We start from the raw sequence: 16777 nt of genomic DNA, 5'->3' as shown, positions 1-16777 counted from the left end.
GTAAGATTGGGAGAAGAGAAAAACTGGGGGCAGGCAAGGTCCTCCGCGCAGTGGTGGGCCGGGCCTGTGAGGACACACTTGGGCGAACCCCGGAACAAGGGAAGGGCCCCCGCCACCGGCGGGCCCCCTTCCGTCGCATCGGTGTCAGAGCTTGCGCAGCAGCGCCCGGCGGACCTTGTGGTCCGCCCCCTTCTGGAGGATCAGGGTGGCCCGGCCGCGGGTCGGCAGCACGTTCTCCAGCAGGTTCGGCTTGTTGATGGTGCGCCAGACCTGCCGGCCGTACTCCATCGCCTCCTCCTCCGGCACCTCGGTGAAGCGGCGGAAGTAGGAGTTCGGGTCCTGGAAGGCGGTCTGCCGCAGCTTGCGGAAGCGGTCCAGGTACCAGTGCTCGATGTCGTCGGTGCGGGCGTCGACGTAGATCGAGAAGTCGAAGTAGTCGGCCACCGCCAGCCGGGTGCGCCCGTCGCTGCCGGGCAGGGCCGGCTGGAGCACGTTCAGGCCCTCGACGATCAGGATGTCCGGGCGCTCCACGGTGAGCCGCTCGCCCTGCACGATGTCGTACACCAGGTGCGAGTACACCGGCGCGGTGACCCGCTCCTTGCCCGCCTTCACGTCCGCGACGAAGCGCATCAGCGCCCGGCGGTCGTACGACTCCGGGAAGCCCTTGCGGGCCATCAGGCCCCGGCGGCGCAGCTCGGCGTTGGGCAGCAGGAAGCCGTCCGTGGTCACCAGCTCGACCCGCGGATGCTCGGGCCAGCGGGCGAGCAGGGCCTGGAGCAGGCGGGCCGTCGTCGACTTGCCGACCGCGACCGAGCCGGCCACCCCGATGATGAACGGGGTGCGGGTGCGCTCGGTGTCCGGCGTGTCCAGGAAGGTGCCCAGCGTGCCGCGCAGCTCGTGCGTGGCGTGGATGTACAGGTTCAGCAGCCGGGACAGCGGCAGGTAGACGTCGCGGACCTCGTCCAGGTCGAGGGCGGTACCGAGGCCGCGTAGCCGTTCCACCTCCTCGGCGGTCAGCGGCAGCGGCGTACGCTCGCGCAGTGCGCTCCACTCGGCCCGACTGAGGTCCACGTAGGGGGACGGCGACGGGCCGGGCGTGGCGGCGCCCCGCGTACAGAGTTCGGTCAGCACATGCTCCATTGTGAGCCGTGGCGGCGTTCACCGTGGTTGTGGTGTCGGTCACGCACTGTTCGCGGGAATCGGGAAAAGGGCCTCAGAACCGCCCTTATGCTGGCACGCATGTGCGGAATTGTTGGATACGTGGGCGCGCAGTCCGCCCTCGACGTAGTAATCGCAGGCCTGCAGCGACTGGAGTACCGGGGCTACGACTCGGCCGGTGTCGCGGTGCAGGCGCAGGACTCCGACGGGCAGTGGAGTCTGGTCACCGACAAGCGGGCCGGCAAGCTCGCCAACCTGGAGAAGTCGCTCGCCGAGACCCCTCTGCCCGGCGGCACCACCGGCATCGGCCACACCCGCTGGGCCACCCACGGCGGCCCGACGGACGCCAACGCCCACCCCCACCTGGACGACCACCTCCGGGTGGCCGTGGTGCACAACGGCATCATCGAGAACTTCGCCCAGCTGCGGGCCGAGATCGCCGAGCGCGGCCACACCCTCCGCTCCGAGACCGACACCGAGGTCGTCGCCCACCTGCTCGGCGAGGCCTACGACGGCGACCTCGCGGAGGCCATGCGCGTGGTCTGCCGCCGCCTCGACGGCGCCTTCACCCTCGTCGCCGTGCACGCCGACGCGCCGGACGTGGTCGTCGGCGCCCGCCGCAACTCGCCGCTGGTGGTCGGGCGCGGCGAGGGCGAGAACTTCCTCGCCTCCGACGTCTCCGCGTTCATCGCGCACACCCGCGAGGCCGTCGAGCTGGGTCAGGACCAGGTCGTCGAGCTGCGCCGGGACGGCGTCACGGTGACCAACTTCGACGGCACCCCGGCCGACGTGCGCGAGTACCACGTCGACTGGGACGCCTCGGCCGCCGAGAAGGGCGGCTACGACTACTTCATGCTCAAGGAGATCGCCGAGCAGCCGAAGGCCGTCGCCGACACCCTCCTCGGCCGGATCGGCACCGACGGCCGGCTCATCCTCGACGAGCTGCGCATCTCCGACGCCGACCTGCGCTCGGTCGACAAGGTCGTCATCGTCGCCTGCGGCACCGCCTTCCACGCCGGCATGATCGCCAAGTACGCGATCGAGCACTGGACCCGCATCCCCTGCGAGGTCGAGGTCGCCTCCGAGTTCCGCTACCGCGACCCGATCATGGGCCCGGGCACGCTGGTCATCGCCATCTCCCAGTCCGGCGAGACCATGGACACCCTGATGGCCCTGCGGCACGCCCGGGAGCAGGGCGCCAAGGTGCTGGCGATCTGCAACACCAACGGCTCCACCATCCCGCGCGAGTCGGACGCGGTGCTGTACACCCACGCCGGCCCCGAGGTCGCCGTCGCCTCCACCAAGGCGTTCCTGACCCAGCTGGTCGCCTGCTACCTGGTCGCCCTCTACCTGGGCCAGGTGCGCGGCACCAAGTGGGGCGACGAGATCTTCGCCGTCATCAAGGAGCTCGGCGACGCGCCCAAGCAGGTCGAGCAGGTCCTGGAGACCATGGAGCCGGTGCGCGAGCTGGCCCGCTCGCTCGCCGACGCGCGCTCGGTGCTGTTCCTCGGCCGTCACGTCGGCTTCCCGGTGGCCCTGGAGGGCGCGCTCAAGCTCAAGGAGCTGGCGTACATGCACGCCGAGGGCTTCGCGGCGGGCGAGCTCAAGCACGGCCCGATCGCGCTGATCGAGGAGGGGCTGCCGGTCGTCGTGGTCGTCCCCTCGCCGCGCGGGCGGTCGATCCTGCACGACAAGATCGTCTCCAACATCCAGGAGATCCGGGCCCGTGGCGCCCGCACCATCGTGATCGCGGAGGAAGGCGACGAGGCGGTCGTCCCGTACGCGGACCACCTGATCCGCATCCCGGTCACCCCGACCCTGCTCCAGCCGCTGGTCTCCACCGTGCCGCTCCAGGTCTTCGCGTGCGAGCTGGCGACGGCCAAGGGCCACGAGGTCGACCAGCCGCGCAACCTGGCCAAGTCGGTCACCGTCGAGTAGTACGGCGTGGTGCCCCTGCGGTGGCTGTGCCCTACCGCAGGGGCGCCGTGTCGAGCGTGAAGGAGAAGGGGGCGGGCAGGTCGATCGGCTTGCCGAAGGGGACCGGATCCTTGTCGGTGTAGTCGTTGTCCTCGGGTTGGGAGAACAACGTGACCATGCCTTCGCTGCGGTCGACCAGTAGGTAGCAGGGGATGCCAGCGGCGGCGTAGCCGCGACGCTTCTGCTCGCGGTCCAGGCGCGGGCTCGTGGACGTGATTTCGAAGACGAGCAGTACGCCGTCGGCGTCGGCCCACGAACCGGCGTTCAGGAAGTGGTTGACCGGGCAGACGGTTCCATCGGGGATGAACCGTCCGGTCGGTACGATCAGGCCCTTGTTGCCGAGGAGATCCAGGTCGATCGCGGCCTTGCGGAAGAACTGCTTGGCGAGCAGGGAAAACGCGGTCTCGTGCTCTCCGTCCGGCGGTGGCGTCACGACGATTTCCCCTTCGATGAGCTCTGCCTTGTAGCCGGGCGGGGTGTCCAACTCCAGGAACGCCTGGATGAGGTTGTCCCGGCCTCGCGGGCCCTCGACAGCTGGCATGGCGACCATGGCCCTTCTCCCTCCTGTGGGTCCGTGCCGAGCCACAAGGTAGGCGCGTGGACTGACACCGGTGGGGGATCGAAGTGGTTGTCACTCGAAAGTGTCCCGCAGCTCGGCCTGCCGTGGGGCGGTGGCGCGGGCTAGCGTCGGCGGTACGTCGACTGCTGAAGGAGCCCTCGCATGCGTCATGCCCATCGGGTGGAAGTCGTCCGGGCCGCCGAGGCCGCGCTGATGGCGCGGCTGCCGGAGGGGACGCTGATGCAGCGGGCGGCCGCCGGGCTGGCGGCGACCTGTGCCCGGCTGCTGGCGGGGCGTCGGGGGCGGGTGTACGGCAGTCGGGTGGTGGTGCTGGCCGGCAGCGGGGACAACGGGGGTGACGCCCTGTACGCCGGGGCGGCGCTGGCTCGGCGGGGCGCGCGGGTGACGGCGGTGCTGCTCGCGCCGGAGCGTGCGCACGCGGGCGGGCTGGCCGCGCTGCGGGCTTCCGGCGGGCGGGTGGTGCTGGATCAGGAAGTCGGCCTGGCCGACTTCTCGCGCGCCGACCTGGTGCTGGACGGCATCGTCGGCATCGGCGGCCGGGGCGGGCTGCGGGACGGGGCCCGGCCGTACGCGCGGGCCGGGCGGCGCGGGGTCGTGGTGGCCGTGGACCTGCCCAGCGGGGTCGACGCCGACACCGGCGAGGTGCCGGGCGAGGCGCTGCGCGCGGACGTCACGGTCTGCTTCGGCACGTACAAGCCGGGCCTGCTGGTCGACCCGGGAGCCTCCTACGCGGGCGCCGTCCAACTGGTCGGGATCGGACTGGAGCCGCCCGCGCCGGAGGTGACGGCCCTGCAGCACGCGGACGTGGCGGCGCTGCTGCCGCTGCCGGGCGCCGAGAGCGACAAGTACCGGCGGGGCGTGGTCGGGGTGGCGGCTGGTTCGGCGACGTACCCGGGCGCGGCGCTGCTGGCGGTCGCCGGGGCGCTGCACGGCGGTGCGGGTGCCGTCCGGTACGTCGGCACGGCGGCCGAGGAGGTGGTGCGGCGCTTCCCGGAGGTGCTGGTCACCGAGGGCGGGCCGGCCGGGGCCGGGCGGGTGCAGGCCTGGGTGGTCGGGCCGGGCGGCGGCGAGGGGGCGCGGCAGGCGCTGGCCGAGGCACTGTCGAGCGACGTCCCGGTCCTGGTGGACGCGGACGGGCTGACCGAGCTGGCCCGGCTCGGCCCGGACGCGCTGGCCGGCCGGACGGCCCCCACCCTGCTCACCCCGCACACCGGCGAGGCCGCCCGGCTGCTCGCGGGCGCCGACGGCGCCGCGCCGCCGCCCGCCGACTCGCTGGCCGCCGCCCGGCTGGCCACCGCCCGCCGGCTGGCGGCCGCCTACCGGGCGACGGTCCTGCTCAAGGGCTCCACCACGGTGATCGCCGACCCGGGCGGCGCCGTCCGGGTCAACCCGACCGGCACGTCCTGGCTGGCCACCGCAGGCAGCGGCGACGTCCTGGCGGGCCTGGCGGGCTCCCTGCTGGCGGCCGGCCTGGCGCCGCTGGACGCCGCGTCGGTGGGCGCCTACCTGCACGGCCTGGCGGGCCGCCACGCGGCGGGCGACCCGGGCGCGCCGGTGACGGCGCCGGCGGTGGCGCAGGCGCTGCCCGCGGTGTGGCGGGCGGTGCGGGAGGCGTAGGCCCGGGGCGGGCGGTGCGGCCGGGACGGGCGGTGCGGAACCGATCGGTCCTGCGTGCGCGTCCGGAACAGGGTGACGAGCGGTGCGCCGCAGGTCGGCGCGGTGCCGGGGGCCCTGGCACCGGCCGCCGCACGGACGGGCCGTTCGGCGAGGACTCCGGGATGTCTGGGAGACTGACCCTGATGACAACTGCGAACACGACCGGCACGGCCACCCTGACCGACGGCGTAAGGGCCGAGGCGACCATCGATCTGGCCGCCCTGCGCGGCAACCTCGCCGCGCTGCGCGAGCGCGTCGGCGGCTCGGCGGTGATGCTCGCGGTCAAGGCGGACGCCTACGGCCACGGCGCCGTCGAGTGCGCCCGCGAGGCGGTCGCGAACGGGGTCGGCTGGCTCGGCTGCGCGACGCCCGAGGAGGCGCTGGCACTGCGGGCCGCGGGCATCCGCCCGGAGCAGACCCGCGTCCTGTGCTGGCTGTGGACGCCGGGCGGGCCGTGGCGGGAGGCGCTGCGCGCGGACATCGACATCTCGGTGAGCGGCCAGTGGGCGCTGGACGAGCTGCTGCCGGCCGTCCGGGAGACCGGCATCCCGGCCCGGGTGCACCTGAAGGCGGACACCGGTCTGGGCCGCAACGGCTGCCAGCCGCACGACTGGCCGCACCTGGTGGCCGCCGCCCGCCGCGCCGAGGCGGAGGGGCTGCTGACCGTGGTCGGCGTCTGGTCGCACTTCGCCGCCGCCGACGAGCCGGGCCACCCGTCGATCCAGGCCCAGCTGGACTCCTTCCACGCGGCGCTGGCCCGGGCCGAGGCCGCCGGGCTGCGCCCGGAGGTGCGGCACCTGGCGAACTCGCCGGCCACCCTGCTGCTCCCGCAGTCGCACTTCGACCTGGTCCGCACCGGCCTGGCCGCGTACGGGCTGTCGCCGGTGCCGGAGGTCGGGTCGCCGGCCGACTTCGGGCTGCGCCCGGTGATGGCGCTGACCGCGCGGCTGGCGCTGGTCAAGCACGTTCCGGGCGGGCACGGGGTCAGTTACGGCCACCACTACGTGACGCCGGGCCCGACCACGCTGGGCCTGGTCCCGGTCGGCTACGGCGACGGCATCCCGCGGCACGCCAGCGGCACCGGCCCGGTGCAGATCGGCGGCAAGTGGCGCACGATCGCCGGCCGGGTCGCGATGGACCAGTTCGTCGTGGACCTGGGCGGGGACACCCCCGCGGTCGGCGACGAGGTGCTGCTGTTCGGCAACGGCGAGCAGGGCGAGCCGACCGCCGAGGACTGGGGCCGGGCCTGCGGCACCATCTCGTACGAGATCGTGACCCGGATCGGCGCCAGGGTCCCGCGCCGCTACCTGGGCGGCAGCCGCACCGAGGGCCCGGGCGAATGACGGAGGGACCGGCCGAGAGCGGCCCGGTCGCGGCGGTGGCCAAGGCGGCCGGCGCGGCCTCCGGGGTGAGCCGGGCCGGTGTGATCGGGATCTCGGTCGGCGTGCTGGCGGCCGGGGCGGCCGCCGGGGTGGCGATCGAGCGGCTGACCGTCGGCCGGGCGACCCGCCGCCGGGCCCGGGCCGAGCTGGACGCCGAGGCCCCGTACGGCTCGCTGCGCGGGCGCCCGCGGACGGTGGCCGCGCCGGACGGCACCGAGCTGTACGTCGAGCTGGACGGCACCGGCCCCGAGCCGGACGGCGGCACCTCCAACGACGAGCCGGACGGCGGCACCTCCAACGACGAGCCGGACGGCGGCACCTCCGGCGCCGAGCCGCTGACCGTGCTGTTCTGCCACGGCTACTGCCTCAACCAGGACAGCTGGCACTTCCAGCGGGCCGCGCTGCGCGAGGGACTGCGGCTGGTCTTCTGGGACCAACGCAGCCACGGCCGCTCCGAGCGCTCCCGCTCCTTCCTGGCCGGCGAGCCGGCCAGCATCGACCAGCTGGGCGGCGACCTCAAGGCGGTGATCGACGCCGTCGCGCCGACCGGGCCGCTGGTGCTGGTGGGCCACTCGATGGGCGGCATGACGGTGATGGCGCTGGCCGACCAGCACCCGGAGCTGTTCCGGGAGAGGGTCGCCGGGGTGGCGCTGATCGGCACGCTGGCGGGGGACTGGAACGAGGTCAGCCTCGGGCTGCCGTCGGCCGGCGCGAAGCTGTTCAAGAAGGTCGCGCCCGGGGTGATGCGGCTGCTGGGCCGTCAGGTCGAGCTGGTGGAGGCGAGCCGGCGGCTGGGTGCGGACGTCGCCGCCGTCTTCTACCGGAGGTTCTCCTTCGGCGGGCGGGACGTCGACCCGGGCGTGGTGCGGTTCGCCGAGCAGCTGCTGGACGCCACCCCGATCGACGTGGTCGCCGAGTTCTACCCGGTGTTCGCCGCGCACGAGAAGTACGCGGCGCTCGCCGCCCTGAGCGGCCTGCCGACGCTGGTGCTGGCCGGTACGAAGGACCTGCTGACGCCGTCGGCGCACAGCGAGGCGATGGCCGAGCGGCTGCCCGGCGCGGAGCTGGTGCTGGTGGAGGGCGCCGGGCACCTGGTGATGCTGGAGCGCCCGGAGCTGGTCGACCACGAGCTGGTGGCGCTGCTGCGCCGGGCCGCGGGCTTCGCCGCCGCCGCGCCGCCCCCGGCGGTCCTGGACGGCCCCTGACCCCTTCCGGCGCGCGCCGGGCCGGCGATGTGGCACGGTAGCGGTGGCGGCCGGCGGTCGGCACGCCGGTACGGACCGAAGGGCAAGACACGCGCATGGGCTCGCACGCCACTCTCACCGTCCCCACCCCGGAGCGGATGGGCCGGCTCGGCCGGGAGCTGGCCGCGCTGCTGAGGCCCGGGGACCTGGTGCTGCTCTCCGGTGAACTGGGGGCGGGGAAGACCACGCTGACCCGGGGCCTGGGGGAGGGACTGGGGGTCCGCGGGGCGGTGACCTCGCCGACCTTCGTGATCGCCCGGGTGCACCCGTCGCTGGTCGGCGGCCCGGCGCTGGTGCACGTGGACGCGTACCGGCTCGGCGGGGACCTGGACGAGATGGAGGACCTCGACCTGGACGTCTCGCTGCCGGAGTCGGTGGTCGTGGTCGAGTGGGGCGAGGGCAAGGTCGAGCGGCTGTCCGAGGACCGGCTGGAGGTGCGGATCGAGCGCGCCCTCGGTGACACCGCCGACGAGGACGACCTGGACCCGCGCCGGGTGGTGCTGACCGGCCTCGGTCCGCGCTGGGCGGGTGTCGCGCTGGAGGCGCTCGGCTGAGGCCCGCGCCCGGGTGTGCGCCGTTTTGCCGACGGGCTGTCGGGAAGTGTTGCGGGCGGGGTGCCGGGCGTGGTGGGATGGGTGCTGCGGTTAGGTCTGCCTAACTAGGGAGGCGCCATGTCGAGCACCACCCCCGCCCCGAAGCGCGCCGGGCACGGCGCCGGGGCCGGAGAGTCCGCCCGCCGCGTCCAGGGGGCGCCGATGCGGGCGCTGCTGGCCGCCTGTGCGGCCGCCGAGGCGGTGTCCACCCCGCCCGAGCCGGAGCCCCGGCGGGCCGAGGAACCGGAGACGGGCACACCCCGCGCGGCCTGACACGCCCGAGCCGGGCTCAGGCGACCACGACCACCTTGGTGCCGTTCGGCGCGAAGTCCCAGAGCAACTGGCCGTCCGGGCGACCGCTGCGGATGCCGCCGGTCTTGGCGTTCGGCTCGGCGGTCGGGGTCGCGCCGTCCACGGCGGCGCTGAAGCCGAACACCACGCCGTTCTGCTGCGCGAAGCGCACCACGTGCTCGATCTGCTTGCCGTCCGTCCCGGTGGTCGTCGGGGTGCGGCTGTAGACCGAGTAACTGCCCGGAGCCGGCTCGACCGAGCCCGGGGTGACCGGGAAACCGGGCGTGACCTGCGGGTTCTTCTTCGGGTCGATCAGCCAGACGTAGTGGCTGCTGATCGAGTAGACCACCCTGGTCCCGCTGCCCGAGATGGTCGGCAGCGGCGGGACCGTCGGGGTGGCCGAGGCGCTCGGCGTCGCGGAGGCGGCCGGCCCGCTGGACGTCGTGGTGCTGGCGGTCGGCTTGGCGCCGGCCGCCCGGTCCTGAGCGCCGTTGGCCTGGAAGGCCAGCAGGCTCACCACCGCCAGGGCCCCCAGGGTCAGCCCCGTGACCACCACACCAGGACCCATCTTCGCCACGTGCCGCTCCCGCCGCCGTCCCTTTACGTACGGCCCCATCGTGCCAGGTCCGTCCGGCCGGGTCGCGGCGCCCCGGATGTGTGTTCCTGGATGGCACACCTGGTCGATCGGCCGGTCGGACGAACGTCGGTCTAACCTTGACCCGTGCTGCTGCTCGCGTTCGACACCGCTACCCCCGCCGTCACCGCCGCCGTCCACGACGGCACGGCCGTCCTCGCCGAGACCCACCAGGTCGACGCCCGGCGCCACGGCGAACTGCTCCTGCCCGCGATCGACCGGGTCCTGCGGGCGGCCGGTGTCGACAAGCACCGGCTCACCGGCATCGCGGTGGGCGTCGGCCCGGGCCCGTACACCGGCCTGCGGGTCGGCCTGGTGACCGCCGCCGCGCTCGGCCACGCCCTCGGGCTGCCGGTGCACGGCGTCTGCACCCTGGACGCGATCGCCCACCAGGCCCGCGCCGATGGCCTGGCCGGGCAGCCGTTCACGGTGGCCACCGACGCGCGCCGCAAGGAGGTCTACTGGGCCTCCTACGACGCCGACGGCCACCGCACCGAGGGCCCCGGCGTGGACCGCCCCGCCGAGCTGGCCCCGCAGCCGCGCTCGGTCGGCGCCGGCGCGCTGCTCTACCCCGAGAGCTTCCCCGGCGCGCACGGCCCCGAGCACGTGTCGGCCGGCGCCCTGGCGGGCTTCGCCGCCGCCGAGCTGGCGGCCGGCCGCGAGCTGCTGCCGAACGTCCCGCTGTACCTGCGCCGCCCGGACGCCCAGGTGCCGGCCGCCTTCAAGAATGTTCTAGGGGGCAAGGCGGTGCTCCCGGCGTGAAGCACGGCACCACCCTGCGCCCGATGCGCTGGTGGGACATAGCGCCGGTGATGGAGCTTGAGCTGCGGCTCTTCCCCGAGGACGCCTGGTCCACCGGGATGTACTGGTCCGAGCTGGCCGAGACCCACCCCGGCGGCACCCGCCACTACACCGTCGCCACCAACGCGGACGGCGCCATCGTCGGCTACGCCGGGCTGATGGCGATCGCCGGCGAGGGCGACGTCCAGACCATCGCCGTCGACCAGCGCCACCAAGGCGCCGGCCTCGGCGCGGCGCTGCTCACCGACCTGATCCGGGAGGCCGCCCGCCGCGGCTGCGCCGAACTGCTGCTGGAGGTGCGGGTGGACAACCCGCGCGCCCAGCAGCTGTACGAGCGCTTCGGCTTCCAACCGGTGGGCATCCGGCGCGGCTACTACCAGCCCGCCAACGTCGACGCGCTGGTGATGCGCCTCGACCACCCCAGCACTGACCCGAAGGACCTTAAGGACACCCGCCATGGCTGACGAACCGCTCGTCCTCGGCATCGAGACCTCCTGCGACGAGACCGGCGTCGGCATCGTGCGCGGCACCACGCTGCTGGCCGACGCGGTCGCCTCCAGCGTCAACGACCACGCCCGCTTCGGCGGCGTCGTCCCGGAGATCGCCAGTCGCGCCCACCTGGAGGCGATGGTCCCGACCATCCAGCGCGCGCTGGACACCGCCGGCGTCAAGGCGAGCGACCTGGACGGCATCGCGGTCACCGCCGGCCCCGGCCTGGCCGGCGCGCTGCTGGTCGGTGTCAGCGCCGCCAAGGCGTACGCCTGGGCGCTGGACAAGCCGCTGTACGGGGTCAACCACCTCGCCTCGCACATCTGCGTCGACCAGCTGGAGCACGGCCGGCTGCCGTCGCCGACGATGGCGCTGCTGGTCTCCGGCGGGCACTCCTCGCTGCTGCTCAGCGAGGACATCACCAGCGACGTCCGCCCGCTCGGCGCGACCATCGACGACGCGGCCGGCGAGGCCTTCGACAAGGTCGCCCGGGTGCTCGGCCTGGGCTTCCCGGGCGGCCCGGTGGTCGACCGCACCGCCCGCGAGGGTGACCCCAAGGCGATCGCCTTCCCGCGCGGCCTGAGCGGCCGCAACGACCCCGCGTACGACTTCTCCTTCTCCGGCCTGAAGACCGCCGTCGCCCGCTGGGTGGAGGCCAAGCGCCGGGTCGGCGAGGAGGTGCCGATCGCCGACGTGGCGGCGTCCTTCCAGGAGGCCGTCACCGACGTGCTCACCCGCAAGGCCGTCAAGGCGTGCCGGGACAACGGCGTCGACCACCTGATGATCGGCGGCGGGGTGGCCGCCAACTCGCGGCTGCGCGAGATGGCCCAGCAGCGCTGCGACCGGGCCGGCATCCGGCTGCGGGTGCCCCGGCCGGGCCTGTGCACCGACAACGGCGCGATGGTGGCCGCGCTGGGCTCCGAGATGGTGTGGCGTGACCGCACGCCGTCCGCGCTCGACCTGTCCGCCGACTCCTCGCTGCCGGTGACCGAGGCGCACGTGCCGGCTGCGGACGTCCGGCACGGCGACGTCCACGGCCAGGCGTACCGGGCCCTCACCGGCGGCGCCGAGTGACCGTCGCCGCGATGTGGGAGGCCCGTGCCGCCACCGGCCGCGGGGCCGAACTCGCCTCCTGGGTGCGGGAGGTGGCGCTGCCTGCGGTGCGCGGTTCGGCCGGGCTGGTCCGCACCGAGCTGCTCGGCGCGCCCGGCGAACGGGTGCTGCTGATCACCTGGTGGACCGGCGAGCCGGTGCCGGTCGCCGACCCGCCGGCCGACCTGCTCGGCCGCCCGGTGCACCGCTGGTCCTTCACCAGCGAGCACGTCGAATAGGCGCTGTCCGGGAACCGCCGCCCCGACCGCTACCGTGCATAGCTGAGAAGAAGCTGGACGGGAACCGGGAGCGCGCTGCGGTGAACAGGGACGGTCGGAGCAGGACCAGGACGTACGCGGTGGGGGCGCTGGCCCTGCTGGCCCTGGCCACCGGATGCGGCGACAACGGGGGCGGCGCCGCCCCGGCGGCGGCCGGCGGCAGCTCGGCGGCCACGTCCCAGCCCGCCGGCGGCGGCGCCGTGCCGACCAGCCCGGCCGGCGCGCCCACCACCGCGGCCCCGGCCGGCGGGGACCCGGCGGCCTGGGCGAAGTGGAACCTCAAGCCGCTGGCGCCGGCCCCCGCGCCGCCCGCGGACAAGCCCATCAAGCTCGAACGGACCGGCCCCGTACCGGTGTTCAGCGAGGTGAAGACGAGCGACAAGGTCGTCTTCATCACCATCGACGACGGCGCCGAGAAGGACCCGAAGTTCGTCGAGATGCTGACCGAGCTCAAGGTGCCGATCTCGATGTTCCTGACCCGGGACATCGTCAAGAACGACTACGGCTACTTCAAGCCGCTCCAGGCGCTCGGCAACCACATCCAGAACCACACCGTGGACCACCCGGTGATGAGCAAGATCCCGGCGGAGAAGCAGAAGTCCGAGATCTGCGACGCGCAGTCCGCGCTCACCCAGCAGTACGGCACCGCCCCGCTGCTGTTCCGCCCGCCGTTCGGGGACGGCGCCAACACCCCGACGCTGAACAACTCGGTCCAGCAGTGCGGCCCGCGCGCGATGGTGCTCTGGCGCGAGTCGATGCAGATCCACGACATGCAGTACCAGGCGGCGGACAAGAAGCTGAAGTCCGGCGACATCATCCTGGCGCACTTCCGCGGCCCGAAGGAGCTCAAGGGCGCCACGATGACCCAGATGTTCGGCGACCTGCTGGCCCGGATCCAGGAGCAGGGCTTCTCGGTGGCCCGGCTGGAGGACTACATCCAGGCGCCCGCCTCGTAGTCGGTGCGCCCGCCTCGTAGTCCGGGCGCCCGCCCCGTGGCCGCCTCAGGCGGGCCGGCCGAGCATCATCAGCGGCCCGTTGTCGGTGCGGCTGAGGATCACCGTGACGGCGTTCGGCCCGGAGGGCTTGAGCTGGCGGCGCAGCTCCTCCGGGGTGATCGCCATCCCGCGCTTCTTGATCACCACCGTGCCGACCCCGCGCTCGCGCAGCAGCGCCTTCAGCCGCTTGATGTGGAACGGCAGCACGTCGGTGAGCTCGAAGGCGTGCGCGTACGGGGTGGCGACCAGCCGGTCCGAGGTGAGGTAGGCGATCTTCGGGTCGATCAGCCGGCCGCCCACCTGCTCGGCCACCTCGGCCACCAGGTGGGCCCGGATCACCGCGCCGTCCGGCTCGTACAGGTAGCGCCCGACCGGGCCGGCCGGCGGGTCGGGCAGGTCGCCGCCGGTGAGGCTGGCGGCCTGCGGCAGCAGGGTGGCGCGGTGCGGGCGGGCGGCCCCGGTGCCGAACCAGAGCACCGCCTCCTTCACGTCGCCGTGGTCGGAGACCCACTCCGCCTCGGCGTCGGCCGGGACGGCCTCGTGCGGGATTCCCGGGGCCACCTTCAGCGCGCCGATCGGGGTCCGGCGGCCGGCCTCGATCGCCCAGGAGAGCGGCGGGGCGTACGCCTCCGGGTCGAACACCCGGCCGCGCGCCGTGCGCCGCGCCGGGTCGGTGAACACCGCGTCGTAGCCGGTGACGTCCACCTCGGCGACGTCCGCGCAGCGCACCCGGACCAGGTCGGTCAGGCCCAGCGCGGCCGCGTTGGCGGCGGTGGCGGCGCAGGCCGCCGGGTCCTTGTCGACGGCCAGCACCTCGATCCCGGCCCTGGCCAGCGCCAGCACGTCCCCGCCGATGCCGCAGCACAGGTCGGCCAGCCGGCGGACGCCCAGCTCGGCGAAGCGGCGCGCCCGCCACTCGGCCACGCTGCGCCGGGTGGACTGCTCGACGCCGTTGGGCGTGAAGTACATCAGGTCGGCGTCCGCCCCGAACTTCGCCCGCGCCCGCTGCCGCAGCCGGGCCTGCCCGAAGGCCGCCGAGACCAGCTCGGCCGGGTGCTCCCGCCGCAGCCTGGTGGCCAGCGCCAGCTCCTCCTCGGGCGTGAACTCGCGCAGTTCGGCGAGCAGGGCCTGGCCCTCGGGGGTCAGCAGGGGCTGGAGGTTCTCGGTGTCCACGGGGCCATTCTGGCGGGTTGGCCGCCCCACCGGCTCCGACGGTGCCGGCGCGGTGGGGCGGGGCGGTCGCACGGGAGTACGGCTGCGCGCCCGCGGTTCGGGACGCCAGGGCGCGCCGTTGGCACTCTGGTTGACTGAGTGCTAACACCGGCCTATGGTCGTCCTTGGCACTCCCCACTGGGGGAGTGCTAACGCGAAGACGTGTGCCTGACCCCCGCGACGGCAGGCCCGCAGGTTCGCTCCTACCCGTTAGAAACCCCGTAATCTCCGAAGGGGAGCTCGGACGTGACCACCAGCAGCAAGGTTGCCATCAAGCCGCTTGAGGACCGCATCGTGGTCCAGCCGCTCGACGCCGAGACCACCACGGCCTCCGGCCTGGTTATCCCGGACACCGCCAAGGAGAAGCCCCAGGAGGGCGTCGTCCTGGCCGTCGGCCCGGGTCGCTTCGAGGACGGCCAGCGTCTGCCGCTCGACGTCGCCGTCGGTGACATCGTCCTGTACTCGAAGTACGGCGGCACCGAGGTGAAGTACCAGGGCGAGGAGTACCTGGTTCTCTCCGCTCGCGACGTTCTCGCCATCATCGAGAAGTAAGTCGTTCCGACCCGCCCCGGATCCGTGTCCCAAGTGACAGGGGCCCGGGGCGTGGTTGTTGGTTCACGTAGTCCGGCGGCCGGTGGGCCGGCCGAAGCCCCGAGGGAATAGGGAACATGGCGAAGATCCTGCAGTTCAACGAGGACGCCCGCCGCTCGCTGGAGCGCGGTGTCAACAAGCTGGCCGACACCGTCAAGGTGACCATCGGCCCCAAGGGCCGCAACGTCGTCATCGACAAGAAGTTCGGCGCCCCGACCATCACCAACGACGGTGTCACCATCGCCCGTGAGGTCGAGCTGGACGACCCGTACGAGAACCTTGGCGCGCAGCTCGTCAAGGAGGTCGCCACCAAGACCAACGACGTCGCGGGTGACGGCACCACCACCGCCACCGTGCTGGCCCAGGCCCTGGTCAACGAGGGTCTGCGCAACGTCGCCGCCGGTGCCGGCCCGGCCGCCCTGAAGAAGGGCATCGACAAGGCCGTCGCCGCCGTCTCCGAGCACCTGCTCTCGGTGGCCCGCGAGATCGAGGGCAAGGACGACGTCGCCGCCGTCGCGTCCCTCTCCGCCCAGGACACCCAGGTCGGCGAGCTGATCGCCGAGGCGATCGACAAGGTCGGCAAGGACGGTGTCATCACCGTCGAGGAGTCGAACACCTTCGGCGTGGAGCTGGACTTCACCGAGGGCATGCAGTTCGACAAGGGCTACCTGTCGCCGTACTTCGTCACCGACGCGGAGCGGCAGGAGGCGGTCCTGGAGGACCCGTACATCCTGATCAACCAGGGCAAGATCTCCTCCATCCAGGAGCTGCTGCCGCTGCTGGAGAAGATCCTCCAGGGCGGTGCCTCCCGGCCGCTGCTGATCATCGCCGAGGACGTCGACGGCGAGGCGCTGTCCACCCTCGTGGTGAACAAGATCCGCGGCACCTTCAACGCGGTCGCCGTCAAGGCCCCGGGCTTCGGCGACCGCCGCAAGGCGATCCTCGGCGACCTGGCCACCCTGACCGGCGGCACGGTCATCTCCGAGGAGGTCGGCCTCAAGCTCGACCAGGTCGGCGTGGACGTGCTGGGCACCGCCCGCCGCGTGACCATCACCAAGGACGAGACCACCGTCGTCGACGGTGCCGGTGACACCGAGGCCGTGGCCGGCCGCGTCGCCCAGATCAAGGGTGAGATCGCCGCCACCGACTCCGACTGGGACCGCGAGAAGCTGCAGGAGCGCCTGGCCAAGCTGGCCGGCGGCGTCTGCGTCATCAAGGTCGGCGCCGCCACCGAGGTGGAGCTGAAGGAGCGCAAGCACCGCCTGGAGGACGCCATCTCGGCGACCCGTGCCGCGGTCGAGGAGGGCATCGTCGCCGGTGGCGGCGCCTCCCTGGTGCACGCCGCCAAGGTGCTGGACGGCGGCCTGGGCCTGTCGGGTGACGAGGCGACTGGTGTCGCGGTGGTCCGCAAGGCGCTGCACGAGCCGCTGCGCTGGATCGCCCAGAACGCCGGCCTGGAGGGCTACGTCATCACCTCCAAGGTCGCCGAGCTGGAGATCGGCCAGGGCTTCAACGCGGCCACCGGCGAGTACGGCGACCTGGTGAAGGCCGGCGTCATCGACCCGGTCAAGGTCACCCGCTCCGCGCTGGAGAACGCGGCCTCGATCGCCTCCCTGCTGCTCACCACCGAGACCCTCGTGGTGGAGAAGAAGGAAGAGGAGACCGAGGGTGGCCACGGCCACGGTCACGGCCACTCGCACTGACGCCTGACGGTCGACCGGAGGCCCGGCCGCGCCCCCCGGGGTGCGGGCGGGGCCCCCGCGTTTTCCGCTTTTTGGGGTTTCCCCCCTCGTCGAAATTTTTC

The 16777-nt window shown here is 73.5% G+C and carries 17 protein-coding genes; 13 read left to right on the top strand and 4 right to left on the bottom strand.

All coding sequences use genetic code 11. The annotated features are described in order from the left end of the window. Window positions 1-144: 144 nt before the first annotated feature. Entirely contained in the window at window positions 145-1140 is a 996-nt protein-coding gene (gene coaA, locus ACFVX9_RS02315) for a type I pantothenate kinase (protein WP_063348983.1), read from the bottom strand. A gap of 99 nt (window positions 1141-1239) precedes the next feature. On the opposite strand from coaA, the gene glmS reads away from it, so the two are divergent. Beyond that, complete coding sequence (glmS, locus tag ACFVX9_RS02310) at window positions 1240-3096, top strand: glutamine--fructose-6-phosphate transaminase (isomerizing) (RefSeq protein ID WP_380369534.1); 1857 nt, start codon at window positions 1240-1242, stop codon at window positions 3094-3096. Window positions 3097-3127: 31 nt separating this feature from the next. Here the strand turns inward: glmS and ACFVX9_RS02305 are convergent, their stop codons facing one another. Further along, window positions 3128-3685, bottom strand: a complete 558-nt coding sequence (locus ACFVX9_RS02305; RefSeq protein WP_380369531.1) for a Uma2 family endonuclease — start codon at window positions 3683-3685, stop codon at window positions 3128-3130. 171 nt (window positions 3686-3856) lie between these two features. On the opposite strand from ACFVX9_RS02305, the gene ACFVX9_RS02300 reads away from it, so the two are divergent. The 5 genes from ACFVX9_RS02300 to ACFVX9_RS02280 all read left to right on the top strand — a co-directional run bounded on the left by ACFVX9_RS02300 (window position 3857) and on the right by ACFVX9_RS02280 (window position 8863). Next, window positions 3857-5332, top strand: a complete 1476-nt coding sequence (locus tag ACFVX9_RS02300; protein WP_380427733.1) for an NAD(P)H-hydrate dehydratase — start codon at window positions 3857-3859, stop codon at window positions 5330-5332. A gap of 182 nt (window positions 5333-5514) precedes the next feature. Continuing rightward, window positions 5515-6714, top strand: coding sequence for an alanine racemase (alr, locus tag ACFVX9_RS02295; protein WP_380484464.1), 1200 nt, complete (start codon window positions 5515-5517; stop codon window positions 6712-6714). Further along, a complete protein-coding gene (locus ACFVX9_RS02290; protein ID WP_380369524.1) occupies window positions 6711-7958 on the top strand; it encodes an alpha/beta fold hydrolase in 1248 nt (415 codons plus the stop codon). Before alr ends, ACFVX9_RS02290 begins: the two co-directional genes overlap by 4 nt. Window positions 7959-8053: 95 nt before the next feature. Next, entirely contained in the window at window positions 8054-8551 is a 498-nt protein-coding gene (tsaE, locus tag ACFVX9_RS02285; RefSeq protein ID WP_063348988.1) for a tRNA (adenosine(37)-N6)-threonylcarbamoyltransferase complex ATPase subunit type 1 TsaE, read from the top strand. 117 nt (window positions 8552-8668) lie between these two features. Continuing rightward, window positions 8669-8863, top strand: coding sequence for a hypothetical protein (locus ACFVX9_RS02280; RefSeq protein WP_063348989.1), 195 nt, complete (start codon window positions 8669-8671; stop codon window positions 8861-8863). Between the two features lie 16 nt (window positions 8864-8879). Here ACFVX9_RS02280 and ACFVX9_RS02275 read toward each other — a convergent pair whose 3' ends face one another. After that, on the bottom strand, window positions 8880-9449 hold the full coding sequence (locus ACFVX9_RS02275) for a hypothetical protein (protein WP_363369404.1): 570 nt from the start codon (window positions 9447-9449) through the stop codon (window positions 8880-8882). A gap of 153 nt (window positions 9450-9602) precedes the next feature. Between ACFVX9_RS02275 and tsaB the strand changes: the two genes are divergently transcribed. The 5 genes from tsaB (at window position 9603) to ACFVX9_RS02250 (ending at window position 13131) form a co-directional block, all read left to right on the top strand. After that, on the top strand, window positions 9603-10277 hold the full coding sequence (gene tsaB, locus ACFVX9_RS02270) for a tRNA (adenosine(37)-N6)-threonylcarbamoyltransferase complex dimerization subunit type 1 TsaB (RefSeq protein ID WP_380484466.1): 675 nt from the start codon (window positions 9603-9605) through the stop codon (window positions 10275-10277). A 23-nt stretch (window positions 10278-10300) separates the two neighbouring features. Further along, window positions 10301-10780, top strand: coding sequence for a ribosomal protein S18-alanine N-acetyltransferase (gene rimI, locus ACFVX9_RS02265; RefSeq protein ID WP_380369708.1), 480 nt, complete (start codon window positions 10301-10303; stop codon window positions 10778-10780). Then, complete coding sequence (gene tsaD, locus ACFVX9_RS02260; RefSeq protein WP_387979997.1) at window positions 10773-11879, top strand: tRNA (adenosine(37)-N6)-threonylcarbamoyltransferase complex transferase subunit TsaD; 1107 nt, start codon at window positions 10773-10775, stop codon at window positions 11877-11879. Before rimI ends, tsaD begins: the two co-directional genes overlap by 8 nt. Window positions 11880-11890: 11 nt before the next feature. Then, window positions 11891-12136: a hypothetical protein gene (locus tag ACFVX9_RS02255; RefSeq protein WP_244293442.1), complete on the top strand. Its 246-nt coding sequence runs from the start codon at window positions 11891-11893 to the stop codon at window positions 12134-12136. Between the two features lie 80 nt (window positions 12137-12216). Beyond that, on the top strand, window positions 12217-13131 hold the full coding sequence (locus ACFVX9_RS02250; protein ID WP_380484468.1) for a polysaccharide deacetylase family protein: 915 nt from the start codon (window positions 12217-12219) through the stop codon (window positions 13129-13131). A 45-nt stretch (window positions 13132-13176) separates the two neighbouring features. Here the strand turns inward: ACFVX9_RS02250 and ACFVX9_RS02245 are convergent, their stop codons facing one another. Beyond that, window positions 13177-14343 (bottom strand): SAM-dependent methyltransferase, encoded by a 1167-nt coding sequence (locus ACFVX9_RS02245; protein WP_380484470.1) that lies wholly within the window; start codon window positions 14341-14343, stop codon window positions 13177-13179. A gap of 285 nt (window positions 14344-14628) precedes the next feature. On the opposite strand from ACFVX9_RS02245, the gene groES reads away from it, so the two are divergent. After that, a complete protein-coding gene (groES, locus tag ACFVX9_RS02240) occupies window positions 14629-14934 on the top strand; it encodes a co-chaperone GroES (protein ID WP_014136232.1) in 306 nt (101 codons plus the stop codon). Window positions 14935-15050: 116 nt separating this feature from the next. Next, complete coding sequence (gene groL, locus ACFVX9_RS02235) at window positions 15051-16676, top strand: chaperonin GroEL (protein WP_363369284.1); 1626 nt, start codon at window positions 15051-15053, stop codon at window positions 16674-16676. The last annotated feature ends 101 nt before the right edge of the window (window positions 16677-16777 follow it).

The sequence above is a fragment of the Kitasatospora sp. NPDC058243 genome, from assembly GCF_042882025.1.
Lineage (GTDB): Bacteria > Actinomycetota > Actinomycetes > Streptomycetales > Streptomycetaceae > Kitasatospora.
This window is presented reverse-complemented; position numbering and strand designations above follow the sequence as displayed.